Consider the following 17,894-nt stretch of genomic DNA (forward strand, 5'->3'; position numbering starts at 1 on the left):
AAAGTGGGACCCGGGTGGCATCGGGCATCTGGCACGAAGGTGTAGCACAGCGGCACGCGACCCCTCTGAGAGAAGGGCACGGGTCGGTCAGCTACAGGTTCGTGCCAGCGCCCGCCGCGCCGGCGGAGGAGAGTTGGGCGAGAACCGGTTTCGACCTGCTCGGCGGTACTCCAGCGTCCCGACGCGGCATATATGGCCGCGCCTGGTCGTGTGAGTACCGTTCAGCAGGAGTCGGCCCGCCGCCCCGCGCTGCAGCGAGCGCGCCTGTTCCGTGCGCCGCGCGCCTACCCCTCCCGCGCGCCTATTCCTCCCGCGCGGCACGGAAGGCCGGCAGCACGACCTCCTCGCGCAGCTCCCGCCGCTGCTCCGCGGGGGCGAAGCCCGCATCCAGGCCCGTCAGCACGATCTGCTCCAGCTCCTCGAGGCTCCAGTCGAAGGTGCTCGCGGAGATCGCCATCTCCCGGGAGGTGCTGGTGCGGCTCATCAGCCGGTTGTCCGAGCTGATCGCCACCGCGAAGCCGTGCTGGTGCAGGGGACCGACAGGGTGGCCAGCGAGATCGGTCGCCGCGCCGGTCTGCAGATTCGAGCTCGGGCACACCTCGAGGCAGACCTGCTCGCGGTGGATGCGGGCGGCGGTCGGCCCGAGCTCGTCATCGGAGATGTCCTCGATCAGCCGCACGCCGTGCCCGATCCGCTCGGCCCCGCAGTCCAGTGCGTCGGCGATCGAGGCGGGCCTGTCGGCCTCGCCGGCGTGGATCGTCACCCGCACCCCGTGGCGCCGGGCGAGGTCGAACTGGGCGCGGAACCGGCTCGCAGGGAAACCGGCTTCGGGCCCGGCGAGGTCGATGCCCACCACGCCGGAATCGCGACGGGCGCGGGCGATCTCGACCAGGTCATCGCTGGGCTCGAGGTGACGGAGGTAGGCCAGCAGCTGGCCGACGACGATCCGGTGCCCGCCGGCCGCGGCAGCCGCCACGCCCTCGTCGAGCCCGTCCTGGACGGCCTGGACCGCCTCATCGAGGGTGAGCCCGGCGCCGGTGTGCTGGTGGGGAGCCCACCGAGTCTCGGCGTAGACGACCCCGTCGGCGGCCATGTCCTCCACGAATTCGCGGGCGATGCGGCGCAGCTCGGGAGCCGTCTGCATGAGGGCGAGGGTGCGCTCGAAGGTGGAGAGGTAGGCCGGCAGGGAGCCGGAATCGGCGGTGGCGCGGAACCACTCGGCGATCTCCTCCGCGCTCTGACCGGGCGGGTCGATGTCGTGGTCGCGGCACAGCTCGAGCACGGTCTCGGGGCGCAGGCCGCCGTCGAGGTGGTCGTGCAGGGCGACCTTGGGCAGGGACCGGACGTCATCGGCGTGGAGGTGCATCAGGGCAGGATATGCCGAGCCTGTGTTCTTGTACTGCTGCGACAGGACCTCGGCGGCGTGGGCGTCGGCCCGGCACGTCGACATCGGCACCTGCTCGAAAGAACTGCGCGGCACGGGGTCGCGACACAGGCGAGCAGTGCGGGCCTCGTCCCAGTCGACATGCACGAACCAGCCGCCCTCCTCATGGGCAACGTCCCGCACGACCCCGACGGCACATATCTCCTGTCGCCGGGAGAGGTAGGCCCAGATCAGGTCGCCGATCTGCATCGTGCGGAACCCGCTGCGCAGGCACCACCGCTCGACCGGCTGCGACCGTGCGATCGCCTCCCACACGGCGGTGGCATCGCGCCTCTCGAGCCAGTCACCGGGTTGGTGCTCGAGATGGGCGGCCGGGTTGATGGGCAGCAGCCACTGCGTGCGGGCGGTGCCGTCCGGATCGGTGCCGATCGAGTGATGCGCGTTCACATAGGTCCTTTCCGTCGCCCGGGCGCCACGATGCGTCAGGATAAAAGTTATCCGTACACCTCACGTCGCGCTCTCCTCGATGACGGGGGCGACAGTGGTTCGGGCGCGGATATGCGAGAACCCGGGTGGCCTTTCCAGCAGCGCTCTACAGATGTAGTGTCTCTACATCTGTAGGGAGTGAGTGGCGTACGGAGGATGGACCATGCGGATCTTGATCGTGGGCGCCGGCATCGCCGGCCTGACGCTCGCGGCGCTGCTGCAGCGCCAGGGCGAGTCGCCGACGGTGATCGACCGCCGCAATGAGGACGCCCACCTCGGCTACGGTCTCGCGCTGTGGCCGCACGGCAGCCGCGTCTTCCACGCCCTCGGCGTCCACGACGCCTTCGCCGAACGCAGCGAACCGATGAGCCGCTACGTCGCGCGGGACGGGGCCGGCACCGAACTGACCTCCTCGTCGATGCCCGAGAGCATCGCCGAGTACGGCCACCTCGGCATCATCGACCGCGGCGACCTGCTGGGCATCCTGCGCGGCGCCGCCGACGAGCTCGACCTCCGCGACGGGGTCAGCATCGAGCGCCTCACCCCGCGCGGCGACCAGGTCGAGACCGAGCTGAGCGATGGCACCGAGGCGAGCTTCGACCTCGTCGTCGGCGCCGACGGGATTCACTCCCGGGTGCGCGAGCTGATGCTCGGCCGGCGGATACCCGACCACGACACCGGCTGGGGCTGCTACGTGTGGTGGGCCGATGCCGACCTGGCGGCCCCGGGGGAGACCACCGAGCGCTGGGGCGCCGGCAGCTTCCTGGGCACCTACCCCAGCCGCGACCGACTGTGCGTCATCGCCGGGGCGCCGCTGGAGACGCTCCGCGGCGATGCGGCCGACGGGGTCGGCCGCGCCGACGGGGCCGGCCGCGCCGCCCGCCTCGCCTCTCTGCTTCGGCCCTACGGCGTGCCAGTCGACCGCTACCTCGCCGACCTCCCGGCCGACGACGAGCCGCTGTTCCTATGGCGCATGGCCGACGTGCGCTCACCGCTTTGGACCGACGGCCGCATCGCCCTGGTCGGCGACGCGGCCGCCGCGTTCCTGCCCACCGCCGGCATCGGAGCGTCCATGGCACTGGAATCCGCCGCCGCCCTGGCCGACGAGCTCTCCCGCACTGACGAGACGTACGTGGCCAAGGCGCTGGAGCTCTACGAACGCCGACGGCGCCGGCGGGTCGAGGGCGCCCAGACTCAGTCGCGCCGGCTGGCGACGCTGATGTTCGTCCGCTCACCGGTCGCGGCCTGGGCCCGCGACCAGGCCCTGCGCCACGCCACCATGGAGCAGGTCGTCGGCCCGCTGATCAAGGACCTCCGCCGGCCGATCTGAGGCGCCGCCTCCCCGCGGAACCGGACCGCTCAGCGGGGTAGGTTCCCAAAAGGTCCCACCAGGTGGAACCTCTCGGAACCGAGTTGCTCCGAGTAGGCACCGAGAGCGGAGGATCTGGCATGCGTGGCAAGGGCGAGCACGAGAGAGGAGGGGCCATGTCGGCTGTGGATGAGCGCCGGGAACGGATCGCGGACGCGGTCATCGACGTCCTCGCCGAGCGCGGGAGCCGGGGCCTGACCCATCGGGCGGTCGACGAGGTGGCGGGGCTGCCGACGGGCTCGACCTCCTACTACTTCCGCACCCGCGCGGCCCTTCTCGCCGCGGCCGTGCCCCGACTGGCCGAGCTCGACGTCTGGGCGCTGGACGGCAGCGACCAGCACCAGCAACTCGTGGCCATCCTCCACGACGCGCTGCACGGAGCCGGCCGGCGCCGCACTCTCGCCCGCTACGAGCTGGTGCTGGAGGCCGCGCGACGTCCAGAGATCCAGCGCGCCATGGCGGAGGGCAATGCCCGCGTCATCCAACGCGTCGCGGCCCTGTTCCCCGCGGCCTCGGATGCCGAGGCGCAACGCCGCGCCCGCGACGTGCTCGCCCTGGTCGACGGGCTGTTGCTGTTGAACGTGACCTGTCCGGAACAGCAGCGCATCCCTGCCGAGGAGATCGCCGCGTCGGTGGTCCGGGTACTCGAGCTGCCTTGAGCCCCGTGACTTGGGCCGGGAGCGGCCCGGAGCCCCGTGACCCTGGCCCTGCCCATCCCTGAGCCAGGTGACCCTGAGCCTCGGAAGGCCTGAGACAGGGGTGGCGATAGCTGCCGGCGGCGGTCACCACCGTGTGGTCCGACGACGGATATCGGGTGCGCCCGCTCGTTGCCCATGCCACGATCGCGAGCGAATGCCGAGCGCATAGCAGGGCCGCGACGCCTCGCCAGGATCTCTGTGCTGACCTGGTGGCATACGCGTCTGTACCGTCGGCGCGCCTGACCACTCTGATCACGGTCACGATCAGCGTGGCCACCTTGTACGTGGCCCTGTTCGTGCTGAACCTCGACGTGGCGTGGTTCCTGGTGCCCCAGGAGTACTTGGAGACCACGCTCATACACAAGGCCGCATTGGGCACGTACATGTCGCTGGCTTAGGGCTTCTCGACCATGGGCGTGCTCGCCGGCGCGGTCGGCTCCAGCTTCGAGTCCGACGAGTCCGTGCGGCAGGTCGCCTACGGCCAGCGCGAGAAGTACCGGCTGCGCAGCATCGGTGACTCCACCGAGTCCCCGGCGGAAATGGCGCGCGCCGAGTGAGACGGGTCGACCCGGCGGCGATGGCGCGCGCGGAGTCAGGCACCTCGGCCCCCGCGGAATCGGCGCACGGAGCGAAACCGGCCGGCCCGCCTGTGGTGACACGGGACGACCGCGGCGACGCCCGGCCTCACCGCAGCAGGATCAGCTGGCGCAGCCACGGCACGTGCTCGCCCAGCAACGCGAACATCCCGTCCCCGAGCACGGCCAGGGCGCCGGCCGAGAGTACGGCCGCCAGCGCGCCCTGCAGCAACTGGCGGCGCGGCCCGATCAGCTCCATCACCCGCTCCGCGAAGCGTTCGTGCCGACCGACGGCTGCGGCGATCGTGACCGCCACCAGCGGAGCCTGGTAGACGAGGTTCCACAGCACCAGCAGCAGCGCGCGCACCGCCAGCCGCGGCTCCTGGGCCGCCATGCCCACGGAGATCGCGAAGCCCGGGTCGGCCAGGGCGGTGCCCGCGAACGCGACGCCGGCCATGACCAGCGGCACGGCGCCCAGGCGCTGCGGGGAGCTGCGGTTCTGCAGCGGGCCGTGCGGCGTGGGCGGCCGCCCGGCCTCGCGCGCCTGGTGCACGGCGAAGCCCGCGAGAGCGAGGCCGGCCACGACCTCGATCGCCCCGATCGCGTCGCTGGATTCCAGGACCGGCCGCAGCCAGCGCTCCAGCAGCGTCAGCAGCGGGTGCAGGAAAAGGGTGGCGGCGATGATCACCGTGGCGTAGCCGCCGTGGAAAGCCAGCAGATGGCGCAGGCGACCTCCGCGCAGCAGCACGCTGATCGCGATCACGCCGCCCAGCACGTCCACCGTGACCACGGCCAGCCCGAAGAACGCGAGAATCCCGGCGAAGGTCATGTCCGCAGGCTACGAGACTCTCAGAACCTCGCACGACAGGGTAAGTCGCCCGCACGTATGGGGGCCCTTCACCTGCGCGGGCGCTTAGTTCCCGCGGCCGTCAGGCCAGCGGGACTCGGCCGCCTGAATTTATCGGTGGGTCACCACCTGATGCTTCACTGCGACGTCACGTTGCCACAACGACACCGGCTCGGGAGGCCCTATCCCGGCATCCGTCCCGGCCACGCCGCACGGCCGTCGCCGCCTGTCACCACCGGCTTCGTCATCGGCTCTCTGGCCCGCTTCTCCCTGCTGGATTCCCGCCAGTTCCGCGACCCCGAGCCCGAGCTGCGGGTCGATTTCACCGATCCCGCTGCCGAGACCATCGGTGTGGAGCTGGTGTGCACCTCGGTCGCCTCCGACCGGGACGGAGCCCAGAACGACGGCTACACGTCGGATTGGACCCAGCACGAGTAGTCTGAGGTCTCTTCGTAACGTGGGTGCCGGCACCGGGTGTCGTGGCTGCGACCAGCAGTGATGCTCCAGGGAAGGACAGCATCATGGAACCGAGATGTGCGGTCGTGGTCGGCTTGGACGTGGTTAAGAGCGAGCATCACGCCTGCGCTCTGGACCCCGACGGGAACCGGCTGTTCGACAAGCCTCTGCCGCAGGACGAGGCCCAGCGCCGAGAGCTGTTCACCAGCCTGCAGAACCATGGCGAAGTGCTGATGGTCGTCGGCCAGCCCAACCCCAACACCATCGGTGCGCTGCCGATTGCAGTCGCCCGCGACGTCGGTTGCACCGTCGCCTATCTCCCGGGGCTGGCGATGCGGAAGGCCGCGGACCTGTATCCGGGCAGGTCGAAGACCGATGCGCGGGATGCGTTCATCATCGCCGACACCGCTCGCACCATGCCCCACACCCTTCGCAGCGTGGACCGTGACAGCGAGGTCCTCTCTTCCCTGAAGGTCCTCGCGGGCTGCGATAAGGACCTCGCCCATGAGACCACGAGGGCTCTGAACCGGATTCGCTCTCTGCTGGCGCAGATCCATCCCGCCCTCGAATGGGTCGTCACCGGTGGGAGCCTGGCCACGGGCTGGTCCTCGACCTCCTGGAGAAGTTCGGCGGCCCAACGGGGCTGAAGGCTGCGGGGCGCGGCAGAGTGCTGCGGTTCGCCCGCTCCCGTTCCCGGCGCGGTCCCGAAGCGCTGGTCGACCAGACCTTCAGTGCACTTGGCGAGCAGACCGTGGTCGTTCCCGCCACCGCGGCGGTGGAGATGGTGGTCCCACGGGTTGCTGGTCAGCTCAAGGAGCAACGGGCCACCGTGGCTCGGGAGGTCGAGGCAACGTTGGAGGACTTCGCTCTCGCTTCGGTCTTGATGAGCATGCTGGGGATCGGCATCAAAACCGCCGCTCAAATCCTCCTGGCCATCGGCGACGGCACCGCCTTCGAGCCCGCGAGGAGTCCTCCGAGCTGGGTGATGCGCGTCGGCGGATCCGGCCGCTGGAGCAGGAGAACGAGGTCCTGCGCCGCGCGGCCGCCTACCTCTCGCAGGCGAACCTGCCGGGAAAATCCTCTTGTGGCTGACCGATATCACCGAGCACTGGACCGACGAGGGCAAGCTCTACCTCTGCGCGATCAAGGACGTGTTCTCTCGCGGGATCCTCGGCTACTCCATCAGCGACCGGATGAAGGCCCGACTGGCGGTAAAGGCCTTGGACAAGGGCGTGCCACGGGACAGACCTCCGCGATGAGCCCTGGTAGGCCCGCGCCCGGAGGCCCCGGCTCCAGCACTGGGGTCCGTGGGCGGCTGAAAGCCACTACTTCACACCCACGGGCTCCAGGTCGTGAGCCTCTGGGCAGGGCGGCAAGGAGTCTGGGATGAGGAACAATATGGGTTCTCCCGGGTTTACGTGTTCATCGTGGTCCACTGCGGCGCGCAGGAGGTTCAGTCCAGTGGTGTCGATGTGGAGCGTTTCAGTCAGGTCGACGGTGACCTGACCCGCGGGATGCATATCGCGTGCCTTGAGGATCAGGGAGAACAGCGCCTGCTGGGATTCTTCGGTGAGGCAGCCCGTGGTGACGAGCCGCATCGCTCTACTATCGATCTCGGCGCGGACGATCACGGAGATGTTGTGAGTCATGAGGGAGAAAGAGGTCCGTCCTTCGAGGGTGGGCGACTGGCCGCCGCCGGTGACGACCCGAGGCCGACAGCCCCACCGTACGGTGCTGGCTGTGCAGGCGGGCGTCGACGCGTTCATGGTCACCGACCGTGAGGTAGGTACGACATCGCGACGACAGAACGGAATGCCGGGCGGCGTGGGCCTCTGCGTGTGCGGGGTCTGGGACCGGGACCGTCTCGCTGCGGACAATTGTGTCGATGCGATGCTGAGGGCATGGACTCGACGACCCCGATCCTTGGTTTATGTGCCGATCCTGGCGTTCCGGAGCGTGTCGCTGCGTCGATCGCCGACGACTTGACCGGACAGCTTTTCCGCAAAACTGGTCTGCGGTGGCGGGTGGAGGTCAGCGAAGAAGCGCTGCCGCTGGCCCCCGATGGCACCATTCAGCTGCTCGAGCACGCGCCACGGTTGCTGGCAGAGCACGGATGGGAGTCCTTCGTCTACCTCACCGATCTGCCGCGGTACCTTGATGATCACCCGGTGCTGCTCCAAGTGAGTACCGATGCCCGCGCCGCGCTGATCTCGCTGCCCCCGCTCGGCGCGGTACGAGTTGCCCCGCGGATTCGTGAGTTGCTGATCACGCTGGTGGGGGCGGCCTCATCCGCTGCAAGCCCGGACGCGCCGGCCATCGAGGCTGCAGTCAGTCGTGTGAAGGTCGAGCAGCGTCCGTCCTCCGACGAGAACGACCTGATGATCACGATGCTGACGGGACGCTTCCGCGCGGTGCGCATGTTGGCCGGGATGCTGCGCAGCAACCGCCCGGGTCGTTTGCTGCCGGCCATGACCGGAAGTTTCACCGTGGCTGTCGCATCTGGCGCCTTCGGCGTGTTCTACGGGACCCTGGCGAGCGTGGCCGATCCCCTGTCGAGCCTCCGCCTGCTGCTGGTCAGCGTCCTCGTCATCGGCGCTCTGACAAGCTGGCTGATCGTGTCGAACAACTTGTGGAACCGTGAGCCCCAGCAGAGCGATATATGGCAGACGCGCCTGGATAATATCTCCACGATCATCACCGTGGGAGTCAGCGTGGTGCTGATGTATCTCATCCTCTTCGCCGTCATGCTCGCGCTGTCGCTGGCGCTCATCGACGCGGGCTATCTCCGCGGCGAGTTGATGCACCCGATCGGCCTGGGCGACTACATCGACCTGGCATGGCTGACGGCGTCTCTGGGCACTCTGGCAGGTGCACTGGGGTCGAACTTCGACAACGAGGACGCGGTGCGCTTGGCCACCTACAGCCAGCGGTATCACGAGCGGCGTGAGCTCTTCGACACCTACGAGAAGACCAGGACGGGGCAATGAACGTCAGGACTCACCCAGGAGCATTCTCAGCACGGACCTGATGCGCTGATTGCGGCCGTCACCGGGTCACCGCAGCGTCGCTCAGGCCTGTGTGCTGATGGAGGCCGGATCTTCCCCGTGGGCAGGTTTGAGGAAGGCCCGAACCAGCTTGGCGAGATCGTTCATCGGTGCATCGTCGTGCGGATTGCTCTGCATGGCGCGCACAGTCTCCTCACGAGCAGCGAGGTTAAGTACCAAGGCGAGCACCGCCCGACTGGCGAATGGCGGGTCGATGCCGTCCCGGAGGAGACACTTCTCGTCGAGCTGGGCAAAGCACTGCTCGAGCACGTGTTCATGCACCCGATGCAACCGAGCCACCCGAAACCGGCTGGGAAGATCCTTGCTCACGGCCTCGGCATCCAAAGTGGCCAGGAGCTGGATCGGGTGAGACGCCGGATGCCACACCTCTGCCAGTGCCCGCAGCAGCGCGTCACCGTCGGTGCAATACTCGTCGAGATGATCGAGGGCACTCTGCGCGCGCGCTTCTAACCGATCCAGCACAGCATTCAAGAGCGCTTCTTTCGACCCAAAATGATGCAGCATTCCCGGGTGAGACAGACCCACATGGCTTGCGATATCTCGCAGGCTCGAGGCGTGGTACCCGTGCTCGGCGAACATCTCCGCGGCGCCATCGAGAACCTCCTCCCCGCGGGAGGTGTGATGGGCACCTGCTGGGCGACTGCGGTCCGTCGCTCCCGGTGACCGTGGCGGCGTTGCAGGCTCAGACGCGTCGGCCGGTGGAAGCTTGCTCAGAGGCGTTTCCCGCTTGGGAGAACCACCTGGATGCTCAGCACGATCCGTAGTCGTCGGTTTAACGGTGCTCAATGCTTCAGCCTGTCTGTCGCCTGCCGGGTGACCTGCCACGAAGCTTCAGAGGGCAGGCAGTCCCGCCCCGCTGGAGGTCCGTTCTCATCTAACTGAAGAGTACCGGATCCGATTTCGGAACGCCGCTCGTTCTCGAGAGACGGCCTCGGCAGAGCGCCGCTTCCCGAAGAGCCGCGTGGCCAACGTGCTCGTCGGCAGCGGCAAACTTGCGACAGAGCTGGACCGACTGGATCTGATCGACGAGTACACGTTCCTCGTCCATCCCATGATCGCCGGCCACGGCCCCACCCTGTACCAGGACGGACTGCCCAGCACCCGACGACTCGATCTGAACTCGGCGGAGCCGCTCAGCAACGGCGCGGTCGCCATGCACTATCGACGGGCTGATTGAGGTCCGTCATCCGAAGACGGCGCACCTCGAGATGTCACCTATCCGTGCAGCAGTCCCGGTTGAAATCCGCAATCTTGGCTGCCTTCATCACGCCGGCGGACGGCTGAACAAGCCCCATCTACGGCCTCGCCCTCCCTCCAGATCCCTTCTAGAGACAGGGTCTGCACGCGCGCTAGTGCCTTATAGAATCTGGATCCTGTCCCGGCCACCTCTGCGGGATCCACTCCACGACCCGCCGCATCACCGTGGCGACCGGGCCGCATCGCCCGCCCGGATCGCCTCGGTGACCTCGAGGTGCAGCTGGAGTCCATGAGGGTCATGAACCGGCCCAGGTTTGATGCTGCTGCTGTTTGAGTCCGGAAGGATGGACAGCATGCCGAAGAAGATCGATCCCCAGCTGCGCGCGAGGTGCGTGCGGCTCGTGCGCGAGCACCAGCAGGAGTACCCCACCCTGACCGCGGCGACGGCCGCGGTCGCCCGCCAGGAAGGCGTCTCGCGGGAGTCCGTGCGGCGCTGGCTGGCCCAGGCTGACGTCGACAACGAGACGAAGCCGGGCGTGACCAGTGAGGAGTCTGCCGAGGTCAAGCGACTGAAGGCGGAGGTCAAGCGGCTCCGGGAGGACAACGAGATCCTCCGGCGGGCCTCGATTTTCTTCGCGGGGGAGCTCGACCCCCGAGGCCGCTGATCCTCGCGTTCATCGACGAGATGAGGGCCGAGGGCTACGCAGTCGAGTCGATCCTCCGCGTCCTGCGCCAGCAGGGCCTGGAGATCGCTGCGAGGACCTACCGCGCCTGGAAGCGCCCAGCCAGCAACCTCAGGTCAGATCCTCACGAAAGCCAAGCGTCCAACCACTTCAGCAACGCGACACTAGGACTGCCAGGTGTCTTGTTCATCAGTGTTTTGCGTGGCGGACTCAGAGGGCTCGGTGGCTCCGCGCCCCCAGCTCATCAGGATGCTGAGCTTCTCCGCCGCGGGCGAGCCGACGTCGGCGGTGTAGGTGGAGAGGAACTGCCCTCCTGACTCCGGGACCTCCAGGGTCTCGTAGCTGAGTGTCATCACCCCGACGGTGGGGTGGAAGATGCGCTTGGTGCCGTGCCCGTGCTTGAACAGGCGGTAGTCCGCCCAGAACCGGGCGAACTCCGGCGACGCCACCGACAGCTCGCCGACCAGCTCCTCCAACTCCGTATCTGGCTCGGCGGGGTTGTGAGCCGCCCGCAGCGCGGCAACGGTGGGTCCGGCGACCTCGTCCCAGTCCGGGTACCGGGTGCGGTTGGATGCGTCGAGGAACAGCCATCGGGCAACATTCCGGTCGCGCGCCGGCATGGCGGCGAAGTCCGCCAGCAGGATCGTGGCTGCCTGGTTCCAGGCCAGGATCTCCATGCGCGGTCCCTGGAGCAGCGCCGGAACAGGGTCTATGGCGTCGACCAGTGCACGCATCCCGCCCCGCACCCGCGACCTGGCCGTTCGCTGCGTGTGCGGGCGTGCAGGCTGCGGGCTGACAAGGCCGCGCAGGTGTTGCCGTTCCAGCGGGTCGAGCCGCAGCGCGTCCTCGATAGCAGTGAGGACCTGGTCCGAGACATCGCCGATGCGTCCCTGCTCCAACCTCGCGTAGTAGTCGACGCTCACCCCGGCCAATGCGGCCACCTCTTCGCGGCGCAGCCCCCGGCGCCGGCGCGGAACCGGCGACGGCGGTAAACCGACAGCCTCCGGATCAATCTGTGCCCGGCGTGAAGTCAGGAACTCGCGCAATCCGTTCAGCGTTGTCATCCTCCCAGTCTGCCGTCGCGCTCAAGCTCCTGGCCGGTGTAGCAGGTAGTGCGAGTACCAGTTGCCAGAGGGCGTGCTATCTGGTTCCCCTGGCCCCTGCGTGCTGATGGCATGGATGTCGTCACCAATCAGACCGGCATCTGTTCCCCGATGCCACCCACGTAGGAGGACGACCATGACTGAGAACCTCACCGGAACCGTCGCGATGATCAGCGGAGCCTCCAGCGGCATCGGCCGCGCCGCGGCCCGCCGCCTCGCCGGCGCGAGCGCTTCCGTTGCCCTCGTCGCCCGGCGCGCCGGCCGGCTCGAAGAGCTTGCCGCCGAGCTGCGCGCCGACGGTGGCACCGCCCTGGTCGTCGCCGCTGACCTGACCGACGCCGACACGGCGGCCGCCGCCGTCGAGACCACCGTCACCGCGCTCGGCCGACTGGACACGCTGGTCAACGCCGCAGGCGTCATGCTCAACGGCGCCTCTGACGAGACACCACTGTCCGAGTGGGACCGGATGGTCGACATCAACCTGCGCGGATTGATGTACGTGACCAAAGCCGCTCTGCCTCACCTGTTGGTGGCGGCGCAGCATGGCCCTCGTTCGGTTGCCGACGTCGTGAACATCTCCTCTGTTGCCGGCAGGTTCGCTGCCCCGACCGTCGCTCTGTACAACGCGACCAAGTTCGCAGTGACCGGCGCGACCGAAGCCTGGCGCCAGGAGTACACCACCCGCAACCTGCGCTTCTCGGTCATCGAGCCCGGCCGCACCGCCAGTGAGCTGTTCGAGCACAAGGCCAACTCCGACACCGACTTCACCGCCGCATTCGGTGAAGTCGAGGCATTGCACACCGACGATGTCGCCGACGCCGTCGGCTACATCGTCACCAACCCGCGGCGCGTCGCTGTCAACGAGATCGTCATCCGCCCCACCGATCAGCCCTGACCTGGGCCAAGCCGCCGGATTCGCTCATGCACCACCCGGACGGCGCACGGGGGGTTCGAGGCGCACCTGGCGCCGCGTCGCCCACGCGTCCTCCGGTGTTCAACTGCGAGCAACCGTCGGGTGCTTGACTGTGATGTCACACCGTCACGACGACACCAGCTCGGGAGACCCTATGCCGGCACCTGCCCCGCCCACCTCGCTCAGCCGCCGCCGCCTGCTGCAGGCCAGCGGTGCCTCGGCCGCCCTGCTCGCCCTCGGCATCAGCGCCCCCGAGGCCGACGCCGAGCCGCTGCCGCACCGGGAGGACCTCTTCGGCCTCGGCGTGGCCAGCGGCGCACCCCGGCCCGACGGCGCGGTGCTGTGGACCCGCCTGGCCCCCGAGCCGCTGGCGGAGGACGGCCACGGCGACATGCCGCTGCGCAACGTCAGCGTGCGCTGGCAGGTGGCCCGCGATGCCGAGTTCAGTGACATCGTCCAGCGCGGCCAGGCCCTCGCCCAGCCGGAGCTCGCCCACTCCGTGCACCCGCGCGTCGAGGGGCTCGAGCCGGCGACGGAGTACTTCTACCGGTTCCTCGTCGGGAAGCAGATCAGCCCCGTCGGCCGCCTGCGCACCCTGCCCGCGGCCGGCGCCGACGTGGAGTCCTTCTCCTTCGGCGTGGTCTCCTGCCAGGCCTGGTACCACGGCCACTTCACCGCCCACAAGCATCTGGCCGCGGAGGAGAACCTCGACCTGGTGGTCTTCGTCGGCGACTACATCTACGAGTACGGCATCACCGAGTCGAACCTGTGGCGCCAGGGCGCCGCGGTCTCCGCCGCGCACGGCGTGGAGATCGAGACGCTCGAGCAGTACCGGCTGCGCTACGCCCTGTTCAAGTCCGATCCGCACCTGCAGGCCGTCCACGCCCGCGTGCCGGCCGTCGCGGTGTGGGATGACCACGAGGTCCAGAACAACTACATCGCGGATACATCCGCCTACGCGATCCCGCCGGAGCTGTTCACTTACCGCATCGCCGTGGCCTACCGCGCCTTCTACGAGAACATGCCGCTGGACCTGACGGCACTGCCCGACGGGCCGGACACCGACATCACCGCCGGCTTCGACGTGGGCTCCCTGGCCCGCTTCTCCCTGCTGGATTCCCGCCAGTTCCGCGACCCCGTGCCCGAGAGCGCCGAGGAGCAGTACGCGGAGGACCGCACGATCCTCGGCGCGGAGCAGGAGCAGTGGGTCACCGGGCGGCTCGAGGAGTCCGAGGCGACGTGGAACCTGCTGGCCAACGGCGTGGTGCTCACTGCGATCAGCGAGGACCGCACCGACATGTGGGACGGCTACCCGGCCGCGCGGCAGCGGCTGCTGGATGCCATGGCCGCCAGCTCCAACCCTGTGATGCTCACCGGCGACATCCACAAGCACGTCGCCGCCGAGCTGCACGCCGATTTCACCGACCCCGATGCCGAGACCATCGGCGTGGAACTGGTGTGCACCTCCATCGCCTCCGACGGGGACGGCGCCGAGACCGACGGCTACACCTCGGACTGGACCCAGCACGAGTACGTCAAGCACTACGACGGCCGACGGGGATACCTCCACGTGCGCCTGACGCCCGAGGAGCTGACCGCCAGCTTCTACATCGTCGAGTGGATCGAGGCCGACGACACTGCGCCCAAGCAGCTCTCGGCGCGCTTCACCGCCCCGGCCGACGACCCCCGCCTGATCCCGGCGTGACCCGGGCCCGAGAGGAGACAGCATCATGAGCCCGCGACCCGCCATCGTCACCGGTCTGCACGCCGAGCCCGCCCTGGCCACCATCACCCTGACCTGGGAGCCCCTGGCCTGGGAGCCGCTGATAGACCACTACCGGGTCTACGCCGTGCGCGGCAGCAGCGCGAGCGGAGCCCCGCGTGAGAAGGATCTGCTCGCCAAGACCGTGTACCCGCGCCTGGTCCACGACGGCCTGGACGCCGCCGGCGAGGAGTGGACCTACACGGTTCTGGCCGTCTCCGACGCCGGCGCGCGCGGCAAGCCCAGCCAGCCGCTGACCGCCACCTCGCAGCCCTCGGTCACCGCGACCGGCCGCGAGGTCGCCACCATCGGCAGCTTCGATGGCCGCACCCTGGAGTTCCGCTTCGCCCCGGATTCCTACTCGAGCATCCCGGATGAGTACCCCGATGCGGTCATCGAGTACGCCCAGGGGGCCGACGGGCCGGGCAGCGCCTGGCCCTACCTGCTGCCCGGCCCGGGAGACGGCTGGGCCGGCAACCACGGCTACCGCGCCCGCTGGACCGTGACCCTCGATGAGGCGCCGGCCGAGGACCACGACCTGGCGATCTGGCTGGTGGACACCACTCGCCTCGGCGGGACCCTGGCGGTCAGCGTGGGCGGGCAGCACGTCCGCGACATCGAGCTGCCCACCGGTGCCACGCGCGGCTCGCGGGAGGGCGATGCGACCGTGCCCGGCTCGACGCTGCTGCGCTCCTTCCACGAGTTCGCGATCCCGGCCGATGCGCTGCAGGCGGGAGAGAACGTGGTTGACCTGCACCTGGTCGAGGGTGGTTGGGTCGCGTGGGACGCGGTGGGGCTGTTCGCGCGGGAGTGAGCCCAGGCGGCGGTCAGCTCGCGGGACCGGCCGGGCTCCCTGTACGGCCGGCCGCCTCCTGCGAGGTGCGCTCGACGATCTGGTGCATCACCGCCGCCGCCTCCTCCGCCTCGCCCGCGGTGATCGCACCGGCGACCTCGACGTGCAGCTGCAGGTCGTGAGGATCGGGCAGCAGGTGGGCCCGCTCCCGCACGGCCCGCTCCTGCAGGGCCTCGTCGATCACCGCCCGCAACCGGGCGAACATGCTGTTGGCGGAGAGGTCGAGCACCGCGGCGTGCAGGGCGAGGTCTGCCTGCAGGAACGCCGTCGCCTCGGGCTCGCTCGCCGCGCAGCGCATCGCCGCCACGGCCCGTTCGAGCTCGTCCGTGCTGGCCGATCCACTGCGGACGGCCCGGGCGGCGGCGGCCGCGGCGGCCGGCTCGATCGCCAGGCGCAGGGCCCGCAGCTCCTCGATCTGCTGGTCTCGCTCGCTGCTCTCGAGCCGCCAGTGGATCACGCGCGGGTCCAGCACGTCCCAGTGCTCGCGGCCCAGCACGCGCAGGCCCACGCGGCGCCCGGCGCTGAGCATGCCCAGCGCGCCGAGCACCCGCGTCACCTCCCGCACCACGCTGCGGGAGGCGCCGGTGCGCTGGACCAGGGCGTCGATGGTGTCGCCGTGCCCGGCGGGCAGTTCGCCGGCGACGATCTCGCGACCCAGCTGATCCAGGGCGCGTTCGAAGGCGGTGGAGTCCGCGGTCATCCCGGCTTGCTCAGGCCTGGGAGACGGGGGAGACGACCAGTTCGTCGATGCGCACGTGCGCGGGGGACTCGAGCACGAAGCTGACGGTGCGGGCGATGTCCTCCGGGGTGAGCATGACGGCGCGGGCGGCGGCGTCGGGCACCTGCGGGCGCTGCTCGAGGAAGTCGGTGGCCACATCGCCCGGGCACAGGTGGCAGGCGCGCACACCGTGGGCGGCCTCCTGCTGGTTCAGGGTGCGGATCAGGGAGGAGACGGCCGTCTTGGACGCGGAGTAGGCCACGCCCGCGCCCGGCTGGAAGCTCCAGCCCGCGTAGGAGGAGATCGCCACAACGATGCCGCTGCTCTGACGCAGGTGGGGGAGGGCGGCGTCGATGACGGTGGCGACCGCGGTGAGGTTGGTGCCGACGATCTGCTCGAACTCGCCCATGTCCTGATCGTCCCAGCGGCGCTGCGGCGCGTTCTGGCCGGCGGCGAGCACCAGGGCGTCCAGGCTCCCGAAGCGGTCCGCGACGGTCTGGGCGGCTTCGGCCACGGACTCCTTGTCACGCACGTCCAGGGGCAGCGCCAGGGCCTCGCCGCCGTCGGCGGCGATCTCGGCGACCACCTCGTCCAGCACCTCGCGGCGGCGCCCGCTGACAGCGACGGCCCAGCCCAGGGCTGCCGCGGCGCGGGCCACGGCGCGGCCCATGCCGCTGCCTCCGCCGGTGATCCACAGGGCGGGTGCGTTTGTGCCAGTCATGAGGTCTCCTCGTCGTGCCGTCGTCATCAGGGCTGTGCCGTTGTCATGTGGCTGCTCAGGGGCTGTGCGGATCGGGCATGGCCGCCGCGGAGGCGACTCCGGTGGCCCGCCCGATCTCAATAGTATGCTTTTTGGGACGGTCTGCCGACGGGGCATGCCGAGAGCGAGCCAGCGGCGACGGGCCGCGGAGAGGACGACGCGATGGAGCTGGATCTGAGGAACAAGGTGGTCGTGATCACCGGCGCGGCGCGCGGCATCGGAGCCGTCATCGCGCAGCGCTTCGCCGCCGAGGGCGCGAAGGTGATCGCCTTCGACCTCGCCTTCCCCGACCCCGCGGACGGAGTTGGCGTCGAGGAGGGTCAGGGCGAGGAGCTGCCCGTCGAGCAGGTCGTGTGCAACGTCGCCGATCCCGAGTCGGTTCAGGCGGCGGTGGACGAGGTGGCCGGCCGCCACGGCACCATCGACGTGCTGGTCAACAATGCCGGCATCAACGTCGAGGGCGCGGTGGCGGACATCGAGTGGGCGCGCTGGAAGGCCTGCATGGACGTGAACGTGGGCGGGGCGTTCCTCATGAGCCAGGCCGTCGCGCCGCTGATGCAGGCCGCCGGCGGCGGACGAATCATCAACGCCGCCTCGTTCGCCGCGATCGTCCCCAGCGTGGCCAGCGCCGCGTACTCCGCCTCGAAATCCGCCGTGGTGCAGCTGACCCGGGTGCTCGCTTCCGAGCTGGGGCCGTGGGACATCACTGTCAACGCCTACGCCCCCGGCATGGTGCCCACCGCCATGAACGGCTTCGCCGAGATGCCCACCGAGGCGCAGGACCGGCTGCTGGACACCCTCTCCCTGCGTCGCTGGGAGACCCCGGACGACGTCGCGAACCTGCTGATCTTCCTGGCCAGCGACCAGGCCTCCTACATCACCGGCACCCTGCTGGACGTCTCCGGCGGCAAGCTGGCCACGCAGATCCCGTCGCGGGCGTATGGGCGGTGACGTCGTCTCCGAGTGATCGTTGATCATCTCCGTCCCTCCGGTAACGTGCGTTCACACCATCCCTTGTGCACGAT

At 69.4% G+C, this 17,894-nt stretch carries 18 protein-coding genes and 3 pseudogenes; 14 read left to right on the forward strand and 7 right to left on the reverse strand.

Annotated features, from left to right (window positions below; translation table 11 throughout):
• Positions 1-301 precede the first annotated feature (301 nt).
• Positions 302-1,831, reverse strand: a complete 1,530-nt coding sequence (locus ACFQS2_RS10925; RefSeq protein ID WP_377793787.1) for an adenosine deaminase — start codon at positions 1,829-1,831, stop codon at positions 302-304.
• A 202-nt stretch (positions 1,832-2,033) separates the two neighbouring features.
• On the opposite strand from ACFQS2_RS10925, the gene ACFQS2_RS10930 reads away from it, so the two are divergent.
• The 4 genes from ACFQS2_RS10930 (at position 2,034) to ACFQS2_RS10945 (ending at position 4,494) form a co-directional block, all read left to right on the forward strand.
• On the forward strand, positions 2,034-3,200 hold the full coding sequence (locus ACFQS2_RS10930; RefSeq protein WP_377793788.1) for an FAD-dependent oxidoreductase: 1,167 nt from the start codon (positions 2,034-2,036) through the stop codon (positions 3,198-3,200).
• Positions 3,201-3,355: 155 nt separating this feature from the next.
• On the forward strand, positions 3,356-3,898 hold the full coding sequence (locus ACFQS2_RS10935) for a TetR/AcrR family transcriptional regulator (protein ID WP_377793789.1): 543 nt from the start codon (positions 3,356-3,358) through the stop codon (positions 3,896-3,898).
• 248 nt (positions 3,899-4,146) lie between these two features.
• Entirely contained in the window at positions 4,147-4,335 is a 189-nt protein-coding gene (locus ACFQS2_RS10940) for a hypothetical protein (RefSeq protein WP_377018608.1), read from the forward strand.
• Between the two features lie 12 nt (positions 4,336-4,347).
• Positions 4,348-4,494 carry a hypothetical protein gene (locus ACFQS2_RS10945; protein ID WP_377018609.1) on the forward strand — a complete coding sequence of 49 codons (147 nt, stop codon included), beginning with the start codon at positions 4,348-4,350 and terminating at the stop codon, positions 4,492-4,494.
• Positions 4,495-4,621: 127 nt separating this feature from the next.
• On the opposite strand, the gene ACFQS2_RS10950 is transcribed toward ACFQS2_RS10945, so the two are convergent.
• Positions 4,622-5,341, reverse strand: coding sequence for a hypothetical protein (locus tag ACFQS2_RS10950; RefSeq protein ID WP_377018610.1), 720 nt, complete (start codon positions 5,339-5,341; stop codon positions 4,622-4,624).
• A gap of 171 nt (positions 5,342-5,512) precedes the next feature.
• Between ACFQS2_RS10950 and ACFQS2_RS10955 the strand changes: the two genes are divergently transcribed.
• The 3 genes and pseudogenes from ACFQS2_RS10955 to ACFQS2_RS10965 form a co-directional block, all read left to right on the forward strand.
• On the forward strand, positions 5,513-5,797 hold the full coding sequence (locus tag ACFQS2_RS10955; RefSeq protein WP_377018611.1) for a hypothetical protein: 285 nt from the start codon (positions 5,513-5,515) through the stop codon (positions 5,795-5,797).
• Between the two features lie 83 nt (positions 5,798-5,880).
• Positions 5,881-6,779, forward strand: a pseudogene (locus ACFQS2_RS10960) (IS110 family transposase); the annotation flags it as partial.
• Between the two features lie 118 nt (positions 6,780-6,897).
• A pseudogene (locus ACFQS2_RS10965) lies at positions 6,898-7,071 on the forward strand (DDE-type integrase/transposase/recombinase); the annotation flags it as partial.
• Positions 7,072-7,140: 69 nt separating this feature from the next.
• Here ACFQS2_RS10965 and ACFQS2_RS10970 read toward each other — a convergent pair.
• Positions 7,141-7,464 (reverse strand): hypothetical protein, encoded by a 324-nt coding sequence (locus ACFQS2_RS10970; RefSeq protein WP_377019650.1) that lies wholly within the window; start codon positions 7,462-7,464, stop codon positions 7,141-7,143.
• Positions 7,465-7,716: 252 nt separating this feature from the next.
• Here ACFQS2_RS10970 and ACFQS2_RS10975 point away from each other — a divergent pair, with 252 nt between their 5' ends.
• The gene (locus tag ACFQS2_RS10975) at positions 7,717-8,802 is read left to right on the forward strand and encodes a hypothetical protein (RefSeq protein WP_377019649.1); all 1,086 of its coding nucleotides are present in this window, start codon (positions 7,717-7,719) and stop codon (positions 8,800-8,802) included.
• An 81-nt stretch (positions 8,803-8,883) separates the two neighbouring features.
• Here ACFQS2_RS10975 and ACFQS2_RS10980 read toward each other — a convergent pair whose 3' ends face one another.
• Complete coding sequence (locus ACFQS2_RS10980; protein ID WP_377019648.1) at positions 8,884-9,705, reverse strand: TetR/AcrR family transcriptional regulator; 822 nt, start codon at positions 9,703-9,705, stop codon at positions 8,884-8,886.
• Between the two features lie 136 nt (positions 9,706-9,841).
• Between ACFQS2_RS10980 and ACFQS2_RS10985 the strand changes: the two genes are divergently transcribed.
• Entirely contained in the window at positions 9,842-10,057 is a 216-nt protein-coding gene (locus ACFQS2_RS10985) for a dihydrofolate reductase family protein (RefSeq protein WP_377019647.1), read from the forward strand.
• A gap of 373 nt (positions 10,058-10,430) precedes the next feature.
• A pseudogene (locus ACFQS2_RS10990) lies at positions 10,431-10,858 on the forward strand (IS3 family transposase); the annotation flags it as partial.
• Positions 10,859-10,924: 66 nt separating this feature from the next.
• Here the strand turns inward: ACFQS2_RS10990 and ACFQS2_RS10995 are convergent.
• Complete coding sequence (locus tag ACFQS2_RS10995) at positions 10,925-11,824, reverse strand: helix-turn-helix transcriptional regulator (RefSeq protein WP_377793790.1); 900 nt, start codon at positions 11,822-11,824, stop codon at positions 10,925-10,927.
• A gap of 175 nt (positions 11,825-11,999) precedes the next feature.
• Here ACFQS2_RS10995 and ACFQS2_RS11000 point away from each other — a divergent pair, with 175 nt between their 5' ends.
• From ACFQS2_RS11000 to ACFQS2_RS11010, 3 genes are all read left to right on the forward strand, one after another.
• Positions 12,000-12,758, forward strand: coding sequence for an SDR family NAD(P)-dependent oxidoreductase (locus ACFQS2_RS11000; protein WP_377793791.1), 759 nt, complete (start codon positions 12,000-12,002; stop codon positions 12,756-12,758).
• Between the two features lie 172 nt (positions 12,759-12,930).
• Positions 12,931-14,481: an alkaline phosphatase D family protein gene (locus tag ACFQS2_RS11005; protein WP_377793792.1), complete on the forward strand. Its 1,551-nt coding sequence runs from the start codon at positions 12,931-12,933 to the stop codon at positions 14,479-14,481.
• A 25-nt stretch (positions 14,482-14,506) separates the two neighbouring features.
• Positions 14,507-15,352, forward strand: a complete 846-nt coding sequence (locus tag ACFQS2_RS11010) for a polysaccharide lyase family protein (RefSeq protein WP_377793793.1) — start codon at positions 14,507-14,509, stop codon at positions 15,350-15,352.
• A 13-nt stretch (positions 15,353-15,365) separates the two neighbouring features.
• On the opposite strand, the gene ACFQS2_RS11015 is transcribed toward ACFQS2_RS11010, so the two are convergent.
• On the reverse strand, positions 15,366-16,091 hold the full coding sequence (locus ACFQS2_RS11015) for a FadR/GntR family transcriptional regulator (RefSeq protein WP_377793794.1): 726 nt from the start codon (positions 16,089-16,091) through the stop codon (positions 15,366-15,368).
• 10 nt (positions 16,092-16,101) lie between these two features.
• Positions 16,102-16,830 (reverse strand): SDR family oxidoreductase, encoded by a 729-nt coding sequence (locus tag ACFQS2_RS11020; RefSeq protein ID WP_377793795.1) that lies wholly within the window; start codon positions 16,828-16,830, stop codon positions 16,102-16,104.
• Positions 16,831-17,031: 201 nt separating this feature from the next.
• Here ACFQS2_RS11020 and ACFQS2_RS11025 point away from each other — a divergent pair, with 201 nt between their 5' ends.
• Positions 17,032-17,820 (forward strand): SDR family NAD(P)-dependent oxidoreductase, encoded by a 789-nt coding sequence (locus ACFQS2_RS11025; RefSeq protein WP_377019633.1) that lies wholly within the window; start codon positions 17,032-17,034, stop codon positions 17,818-17,820.
• The last annotated feature ends 74 nt before the right edge of the window (positions 17,821-17,894 follow it).

Origin of the sequence: Brachybacterium sp. GCM10030267, from assembly GCF_042666875.1 — a bacterium.
Taxonomy (GTDB): domain Bacteria; phylum Actinomycetota; class Actinomycetes; order Actinomycetales; family Dermabacteraceae; genus Brachybacterium.